Origin of the sequence: Amycolatopsis granulosa (genome assembly GCF_011758745.1) — a bacterium.
In the GTDB taxonomy this organism is placed as follows: domain Bacteria; phylum Actinomycetota; class Actinomycetes; order Mycobacteriales; family Pseudonocardiaceae; genus Amycolatopsis_E; species Amycolatopsis_E granulosa.
In genome coordinates, this window is the sequence record NZ_JAANOV010000001.1 from 2,101,779 (window position 1) to 2,117,474 (window position 15,696).

The 15,696-nt window shown below is 73.4% G+C and carries 16 protein-coding genes; 8 read left to right on the top strand and 8 right to left on the bottom strand.

Going from position 1 to position 15,696, the window contains the following annotated elements; all coding sequences use genetic code 11:
- Positions 1 to 28 precede the first annotated feature (28 nt).
- On the top strand, positions 29 to 964 hold the full coding sequence (locus FHX45_RS10145; RefSeq protein ID WP_167099218.1) for a pseudouridine synthase: 936 nt from the start codon (positions 29 to 31) through the stop codon (positions 962 to 964).
- Between the two features lie 17 nt (positions 965 to 981).
- On the opposite strand, the gene FHX45_RS10150 is transcribed toward FHX45_RS10145, so the two are convergent.
- The gene (locus FHX45_RS10150) at positions 982 to 1,596 is read right to left on the bottom strand and encodes a hypothetical protein (RefSeq protein WP_167099221.1); all 615 of its coding nucleotides are present in this window, start codon (positions 1,594 to 1,596) and stop codon (positions 982 to 984) included.
- A 79-nt stretch (positions 1,597 to 1,675) separates the two neighbouring features.
- Here FHX45_RS10150 and FHX45_RS10155 point away from each other — a divergent pair, with 79 nt between their 5' ends.
- Complete coding sequence (locus tag FHX45_RS10155) at positions 1,676 to 4,354, top strand: glycosyltransferase (RefSeq protein ID WP_167099224.1); 2,679 nt, start codon at positions 1,676 to 1,678, stop codon at positions 4,352 to 4,354.
- Positions 4,355 to 4,357: 3 nt separating this feature from the next.
- Complete coding sequence (locus FHX45_RS10160; RefSeq protein ID WP_167099227.1) at positions 4,358 to 5,515, top strand: acyltransferase; 1,158 nt, start codon at positions 4,358 to 4,360, stop codon at positions 5,513 to 5,515.
- 21 nt (positions 5,516 to 5,536) lie between these two features.
- Here the strand turns inward: FHX45_RS10160 and FHX45_RS10165 are convergent, their stop codons facing one another.
- Both FHX45_RS10165 and FHX45_RS10170 read right to left on the bottom strand, forming a co-directional pair.
- Positions 5,537 to 6,088, bottom strand: coding sequence for a hemerythrin domain-containing protein (locus FHX45_RS10165; protein WP_167099230.1), 552 nt, complete (start codon positions 6,086 to 6,088; stop codon positions 5,537 to 5,539).
- A 55-nt stretch (positions 6,089 to 6,143) separates the two neighbouring features.
- Positions 6,144 to 7,124 (bottom strand): zinc-binding dehydrogenase, encoded by a 981-nt coding sequence (locus tag FHX45_RS10170; RefSeq protein WP_167099233.1) that lies wholly within the window; start codon positions 7,122 to 7,124, stop codon positions 6,144 to 6,146.
- 84 nt (positions 7,125 to 7,208) lie between these two features.
- Here FHX45_RS10170 and FHX45_RS10175 point away from each other — a divergent pair, with 84 nt between their 5' ends.
- A complete protein-coding gene (locus FHX45_RS10175) occupies positions 7,209 to 7,904 on the top strand; it encodes a WHG domain-containing protein (protein WP_167099236.1) in 696 nt (231 codons plus the stop codon).
- Between the two features lie 21 nt (positions 7,905 to 7,925).
- Here FHX45_RS10175 and FHX45_RS10180 read toward each other — a convergent pair whose 3' ends face one another.
- From FHX45_RS10180 to FHX45_RS10200, 5 genes are read right to left on the bottom strand one after another with little or no spacing between them, the layout of a single operon-like run.
- Positions 7,926 to 9,092 (bottom strand): amidohydrolase family protein, encoded by a 1,167-nt coding sequence (locus tag FHX45_RS10180; RefSeq protein WP_167099239.1) that lies wholly within the window; start codon positions 9,090 to 9,092, stop codon positions 7,926 to 7,928.
- 27 nt (positions 9,093 to 9,119) lie between these two features.
- The gene (locus tag FHX45_RS10185; protein WP_167099242.1) at positions 9,120 to 9,353 is read right to left on the bottom strand and encodes a hypothetical protein; all 234 of its coding nucleotides are present in this window, start codon (positions 9,351 to 9,353) and stop codon (positions 9,120 to 9,122) included.
- 45 nt (positions 9,354 to 9,398) lie between these two features.
- Positions 9,399 to 11,180: a helix-turn-helix domain-containing protein gene (locus FHX45_RS10190; RefSeq protein ID WP_167099245.1), complete on the bottom strand. Its 1,782-nt coding sequence runs from the start codon at positions 11,178 to 11,180 to the stop codon at positions 9,399 to 9,401.
- A gap of 4 nt (positions 11,181 to 11,184) precedes the next feature.
- Complete coding sequence (locus tag FHX45_RS10195; protein WP_167099248.1) at positions 11,185 to 12,525, bottom strand: MFS transporter; 1,341 nt, start codon at positions 12,523 to 12,525, stop codon at positions 11,185 to 11,187.
- A 32-nt stretch (positions 12,526 to 12,557) separates the two neighbouring features.
- Positions 12,558 to 13,307: a 3-hydroxybutyrate dehydrogenase gene (locus tag FHX45_RS10200; RefSeq protein ID WP_167099251.1), complete on the bottom strand. Its 750-nt coding sequence runs from the start codon at positions 13,305 to 13,307 to the stop codon at positions 12,558 to 12,560.
- 69 nt (positions 13,308 to 13,376) lie between these two features.
- On the opposite strand from FHX45_RS10200, the gene FHX45_RS28375 reads away from it, so the two are divergent.
- The 4 genes from FHX45_RS28375 (at position 13,377) to FHX45_RS10215 (ending at position 15,689) form a co-directional block, all read left to right on the top strand.
- Positions 13,377 to 13,502, top strand: a complete 126-nt coding sequence (locus FHX45_RS28375) for a hypothetical protein (RefSeq protein ID WP_279588857.1) — start codon at positions 13,377 to 13,379, stop codon at positions 13,500 to 13,502.
- Between the two features lie 54 nt (positions 13,503 to 13,556).
- On the top strand, positions 13,557 to 13,922 hold the full coding sequence (gene trxA, locus FHX45_RS10205; RefSeq protein WP_167099254.1) for a thioredoxin: 366 nt from the start codon (positions 13,557 to 13,559) through the stop codon (positions 13,920 to 13,922).
- A gap of 62 nt (positions 13,923 to 13,984) precedes the next feature.
- Positions 13,985 to 14,845, top strand: coding sequence for a hypothetical protein (locus FHX45_RS10210; RefSeq protein ID WP_167099257.1), 861 nt, complete (start codon positions 13,985 to 13,987; stop codon positions 14,843 to 14,845).
- Positions 14,846 to 14,894: 49 nt separating this feature from the next.
- Positions 14,895 to 15,689 (top strand): SAM-dependent methyltransferase, encoded by a 795-nt coding sequence (locus tag FHX45_RS10215; RefSeq protein ID WP_167099260.1) that lies wholly within the window; start codon positions 14,895 to 14,897, stop codon positions 15,687 to 15,689.
- Positions 15,690 to 15,696 lie beyond the last annotated feature (7 nt).

A 15,696-nucleotide genomic window follows, 5' to 3' on the forward strand; every position in this document is an offset into this window, starting at 1 on the left:
GCGGACGTGACGGCTACAGTGCTCGTCGATGAGACGCAAGCCGCCCCCGTCCCCGTTGCCGCCACGCGACGGGGTGAACGCGGCGCGCATCCGGACCCCGCCCGAGGGCCCGTGGGCCACGATCCGCGACTACCTGGTGCGGAAGCTGACCCGGCTGCCGCCGGAGACGATCGACGCCATGCTCGCCCAGGGCGCCGTCGTCGGGCTGGACGGGCCGGTCGGCATCGACACCCCGTTCACGCCCGGCACGTTCCTGTGGTTCCACCGCGACCGGCGGGACGAGGTGCCGGTGCCGTTCGAGCTCACCGTCCTGCACGAGGACGACGCGCTGCTGGTGGCCGACAAGCCGCACTTCCTGGCGACCACGCCGCGTGGCGGGCACGTGCGGGAGACCGCGCTGGTGCGGTTGCGGCACGCGCGTGACCTGCCCGGCCTCTCCCCGGCGCACCGGCTCGACCGGCTCACCGCGGGCGTGCTGATGTTCGTCAAGACCGCGGAGCACCGCAGCACCTACCAGAACCTGTTCCGGGATCGGCTGGTGCACAAGGAATACGAGGCGATCGCACCGTACGCGCCGGAGCTGGCGCTGCCGCGGACGGTGACCAGTCGCATCGTGAAGAAGCGCGGGGTGCTGACGGCGCGTGAGCTTCCCGGGCCGGCGAACGCGTCGACGTACGTGGAGCTGCTGGAACACCGCGACGGGCTGGGGCGCTACCGGCTGGTGCCGGAAACCGGCCGCACGCACCAGCTGCGCGTGCACCTGAACTCGCTGGGCGTCCCGATCCTCGGCGATCCGCTGTACCCGGCGATCCGCGAGGTGCCGCCCGGTGACTTCTCCCGGCCGCTCCAGCTGCTGGCGAAGGTGCTCGCGTTCACCGATCCGCGGACGGGCCGCGAGCTGCGCTTCGAAAGCCGGCTCCGGCTGGGCGCGTGGGACTCCTACACGGACTGGGCCGGCGAGTAGGACCGTCCACTCCGGAGTCACGACCCGCCGGCCGGCGGTGCCAGCGCGATCTGCCGGTCCAGCGTCGTGCGGAAGACGTCCCGCGCGGTCTCCGCCGGGCCGGTCGTTTCGACGACCACCACCCGGTCGTAGAGCACGTACGCGGTGCCGAACCGGGCCGGTGCGGTACCCATCGGGGTCCGGTGGACGGTCACGCCCCGCATCGACAGCTCCCGGTCGGTGGTCAGGCCCTGGTCCGCCATCCCCTGGCCGTAGGCGGCGACGACGACCGCCGGATCGGTGGTGACCAGGGCGAACAGCGTGGTCGTCGCATCCGCCCGCAGACCGGTGCGGCGCACCGCGTCGCGCAGTCCGGCCGTGGTGAGCACGTCGACCACCGACTGCGGCAGGGACACGGTGCTGCGCAACGCGGCGAGCTGGAACGGCCCGCCCGGGCCGGGTGCGCCGGGCGGTTCGACGAGCGCTGCCGCGCTGTCCGCGGGCGGCGGCTTGGCGTCCGGCGGGTCGGGCAGGCCGGCGTTGCTCGTGCGGAGGTAACCGGCCGCGGACACGGCGAGTCCCAGTGCCAGAACCACGACGATCGCGATCCCGAGGTTGAGCTCCCGGCGCTGCCGGCGGGCGAAAGTGGACACCGTCGGTTATTCCCTCCCCGCCGGAGATTACCGGGCATCGGTCACCGGACCGCCCGCGGTACCGGTAGCCTTCCGGCCCATGGGTTCCCCGGGGAGCGTGTCCGGCGAGGTCCGGGTGATCTACGAGCAGTACCACCGCTACGCCCTCGCCGCCCGCTACGCGTTCGGGCGCCGCGTGCTCGACCTCACCGGCGGTGCCGGGCAGGGCAGCGTGTTGCTGGCGGCCAGCGCCGCCGAGCTGGTGCGGCCAGGCGACCCGGGCACCGGGGAGTTCGGTACCGGGCAGTTCGGCGTGATCACCTGTTTCGACCTGCCCGAGCGGGCCGCGGAGCCGGACGAGCTGATGAGCGTGGTGCGCGAGCGGCTCGCGCCCGGCGGCCTCTTCTTCGCCGCCACCCCCGACGCACTGGCCGGCGCGCGCTCCGGCGGGTTCACCGAGCCCGCGTTCCGCGCGCTGCTCGCCGGCTCGTTCCGGCACGTGACGGTCCTGCGGCAGAACATCGCGGTCGGCTCGGTGCTGACCGGCGATCGCGAGCACGGACCGGTGCTGTCGCAGCAGCTGCGCCGCGCGGGCACCTGGTCGGCCGGTCCGGGCGTGCCGCACACCCACCTGGTCGGGATCGCCTCCGACGAGCCGGTGGAGCCGCCGGCGGCGGCCACGCTGCTCGACCCGGACGAAACGCTGCTCACGGCCGTCGCCGACGGCGCCGCGGAGCCGCTGCGCACCGAGATCGAGCGGCTGGCCTCCGGCCACGACGACGTGCGGCCGGTGCGGCGGCTGATCGGGCGGTACCGGCCGCACCGCCGCGCCACCGAAGACCCGGTCGCGGTGAGCACGAGCGACGAACCGCTGGTCACCATCGTGATCCCGGTGCACGGTCGGTGGAGCTACACGCGCCGCTGCCTCCGGTCGATCGAGGACAGCGGTGCGCGGGTGCCGTTCGAGGTGGTGGTGGTCGACGACGCCTCGCCCGACGACTCGGCCGCGCAGCTCGCGGCGTGCCCGGGCGTGCGGCTGGTGCGCACCCCGGAGAACACCGGGTTCGGCGGGGCCGTCAACCTCGGCGCCGCGCACGCCCGCGGCGAGCTGCTGGTGCTGCTCAACAACGACACCGAGGTCCGGCCCGGCTGGCTGGACGCGCTCACCGGCGTCGTCCGCGGCGACGAGTCGGTCGGCCTCGCCGGGGCGAAGCTGGTGTACCCGGACGGCCGGCTGCAGGAGTGCGGCGGCATCGTCTTCGCCGACGGCAGCGCGGCGAACTACGGGCACGGCGACGACCCGGACGACCCGCGCTACCAGGGCGTGCGTGACGTCGACTACTGCTCCGGCGCGGCCATCCTGGTGCGGCGCGACCTGTGGGAGCGGCTCGGCGGGTTCGACGAGCGCTACTCCCCCGCCTACTACGAGGACACCGACCTCGCGTTCGCGGTCCGTGACGCGGGCTACCGCGTCGTGGTGGTTCCGGACGCGGTCGTCGTCCACCACGAGGGTGTTTCGCACGGAACCGACATCACCCAGGGCATCAAGCGGTTCCAGGAGGTCAACCGCGCGGTGTTCGCGGAGAAGTGGGCGGCCGCCCTCGCCGAACAGACCGACCCGGGCACCACGCTGTGGGTGGCGCGGCAGCGGACGCCGGGCCGTGCGCCGCGGGAGGCCGAGTTCGTCCTCGTCGCCGATGTCGTGGTGCCGGCGCCGGACCGCGACTCGGGCTCGGTGCGGATGCGCGCCCTGCTGGACGAACTGGTCGCGCTCGGGCACCGGGTGGTGTTCTGCCCGATGCACGACGCGCCCCGGCAGCCCTACCTCGACCAGCTGCGGCGCGCGGGCGTCACCGTCCTGCCCGATCCGGCCACCCGGGAACAGTTCCTGCACGAGGCGGGCGGCCGGATCCGGCTGGCGCTGCTGTCCCGGCCCACCGTGGCGTGGCACCTGGCGGACCGGCTGCGGATCTGCGCACCCCGGGCGCGGATCGTGTTCGACACCGTCGACCTGCACTTCGTGCGGCTGGCGCGGGAGGCCGAGCTGGTGGAACGGCTCGGCGGCGCGCCGGAGACCTCCGCGATGCTGCACCACCGCGCCCGGCTGTACCGCGAGCTGGAGCTCGGGCTGGTGCGGGCCTGCGACCGCACGCTCGTGGTGTCGGAGGCGGAACGGGACCTGCTGGCCGAGCTGGCGCCCGGCGCGCCGGTCGATGTGCTGTCCAATGTGCACAGTCCAGGGCCACCGGCGAGCCCGGCGGGGCGGCCGGGTGTGCTGTTCGTCGGCAGCTTCGAGCACGCGCCCAACCGGGACGGGGCCCACTGGCTGGCCGGGGAGATCTGGCCGCTGGTGCGCCGCGAACGGCCGGACGCGGTCCTGGACCTCGTCGGGCACGATCCGACGGACCAGCTGCGCGCGCTCGACGGGCACGGCGTCCGGTTCCGCGGATGGGTGCCCGATCTCGCCGCGCTGTACGGGACCGCGCGGTTGTCGGTGGCGCCGCTGCGGTTCGGCGCCGGTGTGAAGGGCAAGGTCGGCGAGAGCCTCGCCGCCGGGGTGCCGGTGGTCGGCACGACGCTGGCGTTCGAGGGCATGCGGTTGCGGCACGGGGCCGAGGTGCTGGTGGGCGACAAGGCCGAGGAGATCGCCGCGGGAATCCTGTCGCTGCTCACCGATGACGGGTTGTGGCTGCGGTTGTCCCGCGCCGGGCAGGACGCGGTGGCCGCGCAGTTCGGCCCCGAAGCCGCCCGTGCCACGCTGACCGGGCTGCTGGGCTGAGCCGTGGTCGCGGTCGGCAACGCGGCGGAGCGCACCCAGGAGATCCGGCCCGCCCGCTACGCCGGGGCGGAGACCGGGTTCGCCTGGCTGCGGCTCATCGGGGCGAGCATGGTGGTGATCGAGCACTCGTTCCCGCTGGTGAACCCGGAGCGGCTGTGGATGCTGCCGCAGAGCTGGCAGATCTCGCCCGGCTACTTCGCGCTCATGGGCTTCTTCGCGATGAGCGGGTTCCAGATCACCGACAGCTGGACGCGGGACGCGTCGTGGTGGCGCTACACCGTCAAGCGGGTGCTGCGCATCTGGCCGCCGCTGCTGGTGGTCGTCATGGTCACCGCGTTCGTGATCGGCCCGCTGGTCACGGTGGTGGATCAGGCGGAGTACTGGCGGGACCCGGCGACCTGGGGCTACGTGGTGCACAACGCGGCGATGTACCCGTTGCAGCACCTGCTGCCCGGCGTGTTCGCGAACAACCCCTACCCCTGGTCGGCGAACGGCTCACTGTGGACACTGCCGATGGAGACCACCGGGTACGCCCTGGTCCTCGTCGCGGGACTGACCGGACTGCTCGGGCGCGCCCGCGCGGGCCTGTTCGCGGTGCTCGCCGGCATCGTGGTGCTCGACGGTTTCCTCGGCGCCACCTACGCGTTCCAGGGCCGCGGTGGCTCGTTCCTGTCGATGCCGGTCGGCGCGACGGTCGCGTTCGGGGTGGCGTTCGTGACCGGGATGGTGCTGCACCGCTTCGCCGGCACGATCCCGTTGTCCCGCGGCGCCGCGTACGCGGGCGTCGCCCTGTACCTGGTGGTCAACTTCGTGCCGGTGCTGCACCCGTGCGCGCGGACCGTCCTGCCGTTCGCCGCGGGATACGGCGCGGTCGTGTGGGCGCACCACTGGCCGCGGCGGCTGGCGCGGTACGACAAGTGGGTCTACGGCAGCTACGGGATGTACATCTGGGCGATGCCGGTTCAGCAACTGATCGTGTTCGCCGGGGTCGGTGAGACCGGTGACCCCTACCTGCTGATGGCGCTCGCGTTGCCGCTCGCCTACGCGTGCGGGTTGCTGTCCTGGCTGGTGGTCGAGGTGCCGACGCAGCGCTTGCGGGTCTTCCTCCGACCGCGGCCGGCAGCTTCCCGCCCGGCGGTGAGCCGGGCCGGCCGCCCATAGCAGGGGCGGCCGGCCCGGGTGTCACCGCTTCAGGATGCTCCGGATGGCGTCGCGTGCCCGGTCCATGAGCGCGGCGGGCGGGCCGAGCAGCATGTTCTTCGCAGCGCTTTCCGCACCGGGGTGCGGGCGGGTCGGGGCCACGGCCTCGGCGGCCCGCACGGTGTCGGCCATCGCCGCGAGCCGCGAGGCGTCGCAGTACCGGCGCAGCAGCGGGAATTCGGCCCGCTCCTCGTGTTCGGCGTGCGCCAGCACGTCGTCCCGGAGCTGGATGAGCAACGTGTCGAAGCCCTCCGCGTCCGGCCCCATGTCGTCCAACGTGGACAGCAGTTCCTTGGCGCGGTGCTCCTCGCCGAGCCGTGCCTCGACGATCTGCTCACCGCCCTCCTGGCGGCGCACCTCGGGGTGGACCAGTTCTTCCTCGGCCGTTTCGTGCACCGACAGCAGGTGCACCAGCTCGCGGAACGCGTCCCGGCGTTCGTCGCCCTTGGCCCGTTCGACCTCGCCGAACAGTCGGCGGATCTCCTGGTGCTGGTCCTCCAGCAACGCGATGACGTCCTTGTTGTCCGTCGGCACGATGTCCTCCTTCGCTTCGCCGGGGGGCTACCCGGATCGGCGGCGGTTCACTCGCTCAGTGCCGGACGCGGACCACGACCTTGCCCACCTGGGCGTTGGACTCGAGGTGCCGGTGGGCCTCGACGATGTCGGACAGGTCGTCGAACACCCGGTCCACGGCGGGGCGCAGCGTGCCGAGGCGCAGTCCGGCGTTGATGAAGTGCTCCGACCGCCGGCGCCGTGCGGGATCGCGCTGGAGGTAGCTGACATTGCCGTAGCCGAAGACGGTGACCTGGCGGTTCCAGTTCATCGGCAGGGGCGGCCTTCCGGCCACCCAGCCGTACTCGATGAGCAGGCCGCCGACGGCGGTGGCTTCCACCAGGTCCACCACGCCCGGGCCGCCCACGGAGTCGAACGTCAGCCGGGCACCCTCGCCACCGGTGAGCGCGCGCACCTCCTCGACCAGGTCCTGCGAGTCCAGGGTGACGACGTGCGCGGCGCCGGCGGCGAGCAGCTGGTCGCGCTTGGCGCCGGTGCGGGTGACCGCGATCGGCACCGCTCCGAAGTGGTTGGCGATCTGGATCGCGGCCAGGCCGACCCCGCTGGAGGCGGCGGTGAGCAGCACTGGGTCGCCGGGGCGCAGGCCGCCCCGTTCGACCAGCGCTCCGTACGCGGTCTGGTAGGTGAGCCAGACTGCGGCGCCGGTGACCTCGTCGACGGTGCGGCGGACCAGGCTGGACGCCGGTACGACGACGCGGTCGCCGTACACGCTGTAGTCCCGCATGGAGAACGAGGCGATCGTGCTGATCTCGGTGCCCTCGGGGAAGCCCTCGACGGCGGTTTCCACGACGCCGGCCGCCTCGTAGCCCAGACCCGAGCCGGGCAGCACCGGCTGCTCGAAATAGGTGCCGGCGCGGAACATCGCCTCGGCCCGGTTGAGGCCGATCGCGTCCACGCGGATGCGCACCTCCCCCGGTCCCGGTTCGGGGACCGGCCGGTCCTCGACGCGCAGCACCTCGGGTCCGCCCAGCTGGTCGAACACCACCGCTCTCGCCACGACTACTCCTCATCACCGTTCATTTACTACACGGCGTGTAGTGACTACACGGGGAATAGTAGACCAACGCCGTACAGTGTCAAGGTGGGTGAAGCGAGGACGAGCCGCCGGGAACGGCTGCGGACGGAGACGGCGCGCGAGATCAAGGCGATCGCGCTGGAGCTGATGGCCAAGGGCGGGCCGGACGCCATCTCCCTGCGCGCCATCGCGCGGGAGATGGGCATGACCGCCGGCGCGATCTACGGCTACTACCCCACCCGGGACGACCTGGTCACGACGCTGATCTCGGACGTCTACACCTCGCTCCTGGACGCCGTGGAGCGGGCGCGGGACGCGGTGCCCGCCGACGATCCGGGCGGGCGGATCCTGGCCTGGGGCCGGGCGCTGCGGCGGTGGTCACTGGACAACCCGGAGGGGTTCCGCCTCGTCTACGGCGACCCGGTGCCCGGCTACCGCCCGCCGGACGGTGGCGCAGCGGCCGACGCCGGGCTCCGCGCGTGCGCGGGACTGACCGGGCTGGTCGCCGCCGCGTGGCCGTCGATGGGAGCGCCGCCGGACGAGTTCACCTGGGCGGACTTCGGCCCCGAGCTGGTGCGGCACATGCACGAGGAGTTCCCCGGCCTGCCGCCCGCCGTGCTGGCGCTGTCGCTGCGGACGTGGGGCCGGATGCACGGCCTGATCACGCTCGAGGTCTACGGGCACCTCGGTCCGCAGGTCACCGACGCGGAGAAGCTGTACGAGTCCGAGCTGCGGGACCTGGTCCGCTCGCTGGGGTGGTGACCGCGCCACGCCGGTGGTCGTTCACAGCCGCTGGGACACCCCGGCCAGCCACACCCGCACGGGCCGCGCCAGAGCCGTGATGTCCGTCAGCGGATCGCCGTCCACCAGCAGCAAGTCGGCGTCGAAACCGGGCCGGATGCGGCCCTTGTGGCCGCCCAGGCCGGCCACGTCCGCGGCCACCGAGGTCGCCGAGGCAAGGGCCGCCGCGGTGGCGACACCCCCGTCCACCAGCCATTCCACCGAGCTCGCGACCATGCCGTGTGGTTTGGCCGGGGAGATGCCCGAATCGGCGCCGGACACGATCCGCACCCCGGCGCCGGCCAGCCGGGCCACCTGGCCGATCCGGTCGCGGATCGTCGAGCCCGTGCGAACCAGGAAGTCCCGCAGCGCCGGTGGCGGCGTCATCTCGCCGATCGCCCCGAGCGTGGGGCACACCGTGACGTCCTGTCCGGCGATCGTGGCGGCCAGCTCGTCGCTCATCCGGATGCCGTCCGGCGTGAAGCAGCTGCAGTGCTCGATCCCGTCCACCCGGGCCGCCACCGCCTGCTCGACCGCCGGCGTGCCGTGCGCGTGCGCGGTCACCGGCAGACCGGCGGCGTGGGCCTCCTCGACGATCAGCCGCAGCTCGGCGAGCGTGAACTGGCAGGCCAGGATGTCGCTGCCGGGTGTCATGCCGCCGCCGCTGGCCATCACCTTCACGACGTCCACGCCGCGCTCGGCCCGCTCCGCCACGGCCGCGCGCAGCGCGTCCGGGCCGCCGGCCTCGCCGCCCATGTTCCAGCAATGGCCGCCGACGCTGGTGATCGGCGGACCGGCGGCGAGGATCGTCGGTACTCCGGGCCGGCCGCGCCAGCGGAGGGTCGCGTAGCGGCGGTCGCCCAGGTCCCGCACCGTGGTGACTCCGGCGGCGAGCTGGGTCCGCAGCGCACGCTCGATCACCTGGTCCAGCTCGTCCGCGGAGTACCCGGCGAGCCGGTCCAGCGCGCCGGGCCCCCCGTCCCCGCACAGGTGGGTGTGCATGTCGAACAACCCGGGCAGCAGCGTGCCGGGCGAGCCGGTCACCGGCAGCCCGGCCGGCACCGGGCCGCCGACCGCGTCGATCCGGCCGTCCCGCACGACGACCGGCAGGTCGTCGTGCACCCGCTCGCCGTCGAACACGCGGGCGGCGCGGATCGCGAAGCCGTCCATCGCCGATTGGTGCACTTGCCCCCGCCGCTAGGCGCCGAGGGTGTCGATCTCGGTGGAGAGGATCGCGGCCTGCTCGTCGAGTTCGTGCTCGCCGGGCTGGTCCCCGGCCCGCTGCCGCAGCGCGTCACGCTCGATGACGGTCAGCGCGCCGCCCGGCGCCTCACCGGCCGGCAGCACCTCGAGCCGGCCCTCCTGCAGCACGAGCCGTGCTCCGTCGCCGGCCTCCAGCAGCGCCTGCAGATCCGCCGCGGTCACCTTCATCGGGTCTCCCTTCGCCGCGCGCCGGTTACCCGCTCGGTGCGGCGGTCAAGCGTGCAGGGCGTGCACCCGGAGCGCGAGCTGGATCTCCAGCGCCCGGCCGGGCTGCTGCCAGTCGTCGCCGAGGAGGGACGCGACGCGGTCCAGCCGCTGCACCACCGTGTTGACGTGGACGTGCAGCGCCTCCTTCGCGCGCGTGGAGTTGCCGCCCGCCGCGAAGTACGCCTGCAAGGTGCCGATCAGATCGGTGCCGCGCCGCTCGTCGTAGTCCAGCACCGGGCCGAGCGTGCGCCGCACGAACCCGGTCAGGTCCCCGCGATCGCCGAGCAGCACGCCGAGGAACCCCAGCCCGGCAGCCGAGGCACCGTCACCGGAACGGCCCAGCGCCAGCAGCGCCCGCAGGCACCGGACGGCTTCCGCGTGGGCACCGGCGATCGCCACCGGACCACGGGCCGGGCCGGCCGCGCCCACCGTCACCGGCGTGTCCACGGCGGCCGTCAGCGCTTCGGCCGTGCGTGCCGCCACCGCGTCCGGATCGTCGCCGCGCACCAGCAGCACCACCTCCTCGGCGTGGATACCGGCCAGCGTCGCGTGCCGCGCGGCGGCCACCGCGAGCCGGGCCCGGGACACCGACTCGGCGTGCGCGAGCAGCACCGCGTGCGCTTCGGTCAGGTCGACGCCCAGTCGTCCGGCCCGGGCGAGCAGGGCGCCCGGGTTGCGGTCCGGCGCGGTCAGCAGGTCGGTGAGCAGCTCGCCGCGGACCTCCTCCTCGGCCTTCGCCACCGACCGGCGGAGCAGGAGCAGCAACGCGGTGACGACGGCGGCCCGCTCGAACAGCCGCCGGTCGGCGTCGAGCAGCGCGTCCCGCCCGGCCAGCACCATGCTGCCGAGCAGTTCGGGGCCGGCCTGCACCGCGCACACCAGCGAGTCGTCCCCGGCCACCGAGCGCCCGGTGCTCCGCGACGCCGCGACCACCTCCGGATCGGGCGCGGGCGGGGCGGTTCCCGCGTGCGCCAGTTCCTCGCCCGCCGCGTCGAACAACCCGATCGAGCCGTGCAGGACCCCGGCCAGCGCGGCGGCCACCTCGGGCACGTCCCCGCCGCGCAGCACCAGGTCCATCAGCCGGTCGTGCGCCTCCTCCGCGCGGTGCATCGCCGCCGAGTGCGAGCTGATCTCGTCCAGCAGGCGGGCGTTGTCGAGCGCGATGACGGCGTGGTCGGCCAGCGACGACAGCAACGCGACCTCGTCCGGCGTGAAGTCGCGCGGTGTCCGGTCGGACGCGTACAGCACACCGATCACCGACCCGCCCAGCGACAGCGGAACGCCCAGGATCGCGGCCAGCCCCTCGTCACGCACCGCCTCGTCGATCGGGCTGGTGTGCCGGAACCGCTCGTCCCGGAAGTAGTCCGGGGTCGCGTAGGGCCGCGCGCTCTGCGCCACCAGGCCGCCGAGCCCCTCGCCCATGCCCAGGATGACCTCCTTGAACAGCGGCGACACGCACCCGTCGGTGACGCGCATGTAGGTGCGCCCGGCGGTTTCGTCGTTGAGGCTGAGGTAGGAGACGTCGGCGCCGAGCAGCGTGCGGGCCCGCCGCACGATCGAGCGGAGCACGGCGTCCGGGTCGCGCAGGCGGGCCAGGTCGCTGGCCGTGTCGAACAACGCGGTCAGCTCGGCTTCGCGCCGGCGGTGCGCGGTCAGCGTGGCGTGGATGCGCAGCGCCAGCTCGGTGGCCTTGGGGTCGGCGGCGCCGGCGTGCGCCAGCTGCTCGCTGCTCGCCCCGCCGGCGAGCAGGTCGAGCAGCCGGCGCACGTCGTGGTCCACGCCGGTCATCGTCTCACCGGACGACGGGTTCCGCGGTGCTCCCGGTGGTCGCGGGGGCCTCGTCGTGCAGCGAGGTCCGCGCGGTCTCCTGGGCGCTGGCCACCGCGATCAGGGTGAGCACGCACATCGCCACCACGTACAGCGAGACCGCCGCCGTGCCGCCGAACTCCTTGAACAGCGCGACCGCGAGGATCGGGGCCAGCGCGCCCGCGGCGATCGAGGACAGCTGGCCGCCGATGGACAGGCCGGTGTAGCGGACGCGGGTCGGGAACTGCTCGGCGAAGAACGCCGCCTGCGGCCCGTACATGGCGCCGTGCAGCACCAGGCCGACGGTCGCGGCGAGCACGATCATCGCGGGCGAGCGGGTGTCCATCAGCGCGAAGAACGCGAACGCCCAGCCCGCCATCGCGACCGTGCCGAACAGGTACACCGGGCGGCGGCCGATCCGGTCGGACAGCGCACCCCACAGCGGGATCGTCACGAAGTGGATCGCCGAGCCGATGAGCACCGCGTTGAGCCCGGTGGACTTGCTCAGCCCGAGCGGACCGGTGACGTAGACCAGGATGAACGCGGTGAGAACGTAGTAGGACACGTTCTCCGCCATCCGGGCGCCGATGGTGATGAGCACCCGCCGCCAGGCGGTGCGGAAGACCTCCACCGCCGGGGCGCCGTGCTGTTCGCCGCGCTGCCGCGCCTTCTCCTGCGCGGCCAGGAAGACCGGCGATTCGGTGACGGTGAGCCGGATCCACAGGCCGATCATCACCAGCACGCCGGAGAGCAGGAACGGGACCCGCCAGCCCCAGGAGACGAACGCGGCGTCGGTCTGCACCGCGGCCAGCACGGCGAGCACCGCGGTGGCCAGCAGGTTGCCGCCCGGGGCGCCGCACTGCGGCCAGGAGGCCCAGAACCCGCGGCGGCGGTCGTCGCCGTGTTCGGACACGATCAGCACCGCGCCGCCCCACTCGCCGCCCAGCGCGAAGCCCTGGATCAGCCGCAACGCGGTGAGCAGCAGCGGAGCGGCCACGCCCACCGCGGCGTAGGTCGGCAGCAGGCCCATCGCGCAGGTGGACCCGCCCATCAGCAGCAGGCTGAACACCAGCAGCTTCTTGCGGCCCACCCGGTCACCGAAGTGGCCGAACACCAGCCCGCCCAGCGGCCGGGCCAGGAAGCCGATCGCGTAGGTCGCGAAGGACAGCAGGGTGCCGGTCAGCGGGTCGCTGCCGGGGAAGAACAGCTTGTTGAAGACCAGGGCCGCGGCCGATCCGTAGAGGAAGAAGTCGTACCACTCGATCGTCGTGCCGACGAGGCTCGCGCCGACGACTTTCGCGATCGCGCGCTTCTCGGTGCGGGGCATGGGCAACACTCCTTTGTGCCGTGGCGGAAACGTCAGGCGGCGGTCCAGCCGCCGTCGAGAGGGAGGGACACCCCGGTGATGTGGCCGGCGGACGGACCGCACAGCCAGCGCACCGCGTCGGCGACCTCGGCCGGGTCGACGAGCCGCTTGATCGCGGCACGCCGCAGCAGGACCTCGCCGACGATCTCGTCCTCGGGACGGCCGTGCGCGGCGGCCTGGTCGGCGAGCTGGCCGCGGACCAGGGGCGTGTCGACGTATCCCGGGCTGACGCAGTTGCTGGTCACCCCGTGCGGCGCGCCTTCCAGAGCGGCCACTTTGGACAGTCCTTCGAGCGCGTGCTTCGCGGAGACGTACGCGGACTTGAAGGCGCTCGCCCGCAGGCCGTGCACGCTGGAGACGTTCACGATGCGGCCCCAGCTCTGCGCGTACATGTGCGGCAGCACGTGGCGGATCAGCAGGAACGGCGCGGTGACCATGACCGCGTGCATGCGGGTGAACACCTCGGGCGGGAACTCGGTCAACGGCGCGACGTGCTGGAAGCCGGCGTTGTTGACGAGGATGTCGACGTCGGCGGGCAGCCCCGCGGCGGCCGCCGGGTCGGCCAGGTCGGCGGTGTGCGCCCAGCCGCCGGTCTCGGCGGCGACCCGCTCGGCGGCGGCGGAGTCGATGTCCACCGCGTGCACCTTCGCCCCGGCCGCGGCCAGCGCGACCGCACACGCCCGCCCGATCCCGCTGCCGGCGCCGGTGACCAGCGCGACCCGCCCGTCCCAGTACTCGCTCATGGCGACCGAAGGTAAGCGCGCGGCCGCGGTAAGCCTATGTGCGCACCCACCACAACTTCGTGGACAACCATGGGTCTGCCCACTAGCGTCGGCGGCATGCACCTGCGCATCGCCGAGGAGGGCGACCACCCGGCCCACGACTACGAGGGGCCGGGCGAGGACCGGGTCTGCTTCGCGAAGGCGCTGCCGGAATAGGCCGCGGACCGGGCTTGTTGCGTCCGGGGAGGGGTATCCAGAGGAGGTTCACGCATGGCGACGGTCACCCTGACCAAGGACAACTTCGAAGAGGTCGTCAACTCCGACGGCATGGTGCTCGTCGACTTCTGGGCGGACTGGTGCGGGCCCTGCAAGATGTTCGCGCCCGTGTTCGAGGGAGCGGCCGGCCGGCACGACGACATCGTGTTCGGCAAGGTCGACACGGAGGACCAGACCGAGCTGGCCCAGGCGTTCGGCATCCAGTCGATCCCGACGCTGATGGCCGTGCGGGACGGGGTCGTGCTCTACGCGCAGCCCGGTGCGCTGCCCGAGGCGAGCCTGGAGGAGCTGATCGGCAAGCTGCGCGAGGTCGACATGGACCAGGTGCGCGCGGAGATCGCGAAGCAGCAGGCCGAGTGAGCGTTTGCCGCTGATCGCCGGCGGGCCGATGATGGTGCCATGACCTCCTGGGGCGGGCGCCGATGAAGTTCGAGACGGTCGCCGACGAGCTGTACGCCCTGCCCCGGGACGAGTTCACCGCGGCCCGCACGGAACGGGCCAAGGCGGCCAGGGCCCGGCAGCCGGACCTCGCGAAGCGCATCACCGGCCTGCGCAAGCCGACGGTCGCCGCCTGGCTGGTCAACCAGGTGGTGCGGCAGCACCCGCGGGAGATCGAGCAGCTGGACGACCTGGGGTCGCGGTTGCGGGCCGCGCACCGGAAACTCGCGGGCGACGAGCTGCGCACGCTGTCCCGGCAGCGCAACGAGCTGATCCGCCGGTTGAGCGGCCTGGCGAGCGCCATCGCCGACACCGTGGGCGTGGCCTACCACGACACCGCCGAGCGGCAGGTCGAGGACACGTTCGAGGCGGCGGTGTCCAATCCGGACTCAGCGGCGGAAGTGCGGGCGGGACGGTTGTCCACCGCGTTGACACCGTCCACTTCGGAGGACTGGCTCGCCGCCGCGCTCGCCGCGTCGCCGGCGCGCAAGGCCGCGCCGCAACCCCCTGCCCGGGCCCGGGCGAAGCAGCAGCGATCACGCGACCCCGAGGCCGAACGCCGGGAGGCGGCACTGGCCGAAGCACGCGCGAACGCCGCCGCCGCGGCCGCCGCACGCGACGAGGCTCAGCAGAACCTCGACGAAACCACCGCCCGCGCGGCGGAAGCGGCCGAAACGGTGGCCGGCCTGCGCACCCGTTTGGACGAAGCCGTCCGGGCCGAACGCGCGGTGCGCAAGGAAGTGACGGCCGCGCGCAGGGCAGTCACGGCGGCGGAGAAGGCGGCCGGGGAAGCCGAACGACGGGTCACCGAAATGACGTCGTTCGGCCGACGCTCCCGGCGGTGACCTTGTGCCACACTGGCGGGAACCCGCGACCGGAAGGTGGTGATCACCGATGACCCCGAAGGCACCGCGCGAACGCACCACCGCGACGGCCGCCGGCGTCTACGACTGGTACCTCAACGGGCGGCACCACCTGCCCTGCGACGCGGAAGCGGCGATCGCCGCGCAGCAGGCGTTCCCCCTCGCCGGGCAGACCGCCCGGTACAACCGCGACTTCCTGCAACGGGTCGTCCGGTGGATGACCGAGCACGGGATCCGCCAGTTCCTCGACATCGGCTCGGGTTACCCGACGGCCGGCAACGTGCACGAGATCGCGCAGCGGTACGCGCCGGGTTCGCGGGTGGTCTACGCCGACCTCGACCCGGACACCGTCGAGGTCAGCAACCGGCTGCTGGAGGGCACCCCGGACGCGACCTGCCTGCGGGGCGACGTGCGCGAACCGGAGGACATCCTGGGCCGGGCGGAGCTGCTGGACCTCACGCGGCCGGTGGGGCTGCTCCTGGTGTCGGTGCTGCCGTTCGTGCCCGGGGACGTGGCCGCGCTGGTGCGCCGCTTCCTCGTCCGGCTGGCGCCGGGAAGCTACCTGGCGCTCACGCACGTCACGACGGCCGAGGACGAGCGGATCCGCCGGCGGCAGGCGGACGTGGAACAGACGTACAACGCGAACGTGCAACAGAACGTGCACCTGCGCGACCCGGAGGAGATCGCGGACCTGTTCGCCGGCACCGAGCTCGTGCCGCCCGGCCTCGTGCTCGCCACGCACTGGCACCCGCCGCGGGGTTACCGGCCCGGCCCGGACGACCAGGCGAGCGCCGTCCTGCTCGGTGGCGTGGGGCGGATTCCCTAGCGCGACC

What these genes read in the sequence shown, in the direction of transcription:
- FHX45_RS10215 (WP_167099260.1), top strand. Translation starts at nt 14,895, where the DNA reads ATGACCCCGAAGGCACCGCGCGAACGCACCACCGCGACGGCCGCCGGC.
- FHX45_RS10155 (WP_167099224.1), top strand. Translation starts at nt 1,676, where the DNA reads ATGGGTTCCCCGGGGAGCGTGTCCGGCGAGGTCCGGGTGATCTACGAG.
- FHX45_RS10180 (WP_167099239.1), bottom strand. Translation starts at nt 9,092, where the DNA reads ATGGACGGCTTCGCGATCCGCGCCGCCCGCGTGTTCGACGGCGAGCGG.
- FHX45_RS10185 (WP_167099242.1), bottom strand. Translation starts at nt 9,353, where the DNA reads ATGAAGGTGACCGCGGCGGATCTGCAGGCGCTGCTGGAGGCCGGCGAC.
- FHX45_RS10200 (WP_167099251.1), bottom strand. Translation starts at nt 13,307, where the DNA reads ATGAGCGAGTACTGGGACGGGCGGGTCGCGCTGGTCACCGGCGCCGGC.
- FHX45_RS10145 (WP_167099218.1), top strand. Translation starts at nt 29, where the DNA reads ATGAGACGCAAGCCGCCCCCGTCCCCGTTGCCGCCACGCGACGGGGTG.
- FHX45_RS10190 (WP_167099245.1), bottom strand. Translation starts at nt 11,180, where the DNA reads ATGACCGGCGTGGACCACGACGTGCGCCGGCTGCTCGACCTGCTCGCC.
- FHX45_RS10210 (WP_167099257.1), top strand. Translation starts at nt 13,985, where the DNA reads ATGAAGTTCGAGACGGTCGCCGACGAGCTGTACGCCCTGCCCCGGGAC.
- FHX45_RS28375 (WP_279588857.1), top strand. Translation starts at nt 13,377, where the DNA reads ATGGGTCTGCCCACTAGCGTCGGCGGCATGCACCTGCGCATCGCCGAG.
- FHX45_RS10195 (WP_167099248.1), bottom strand. Translation starts at nt 12,525, where the DNA reads ATGCCCCGCACCGAGAAGCGCGCGATCGCGAAAGTCGTCGGCGCGAGC.
- trxA (WP_167099254.1), top strand. Translation starts at nt 13,557, where the DNA reads ATGGCGACGGTCACCCTGACCAAGGACAACTTCGAAGAGGTCGTCAAC.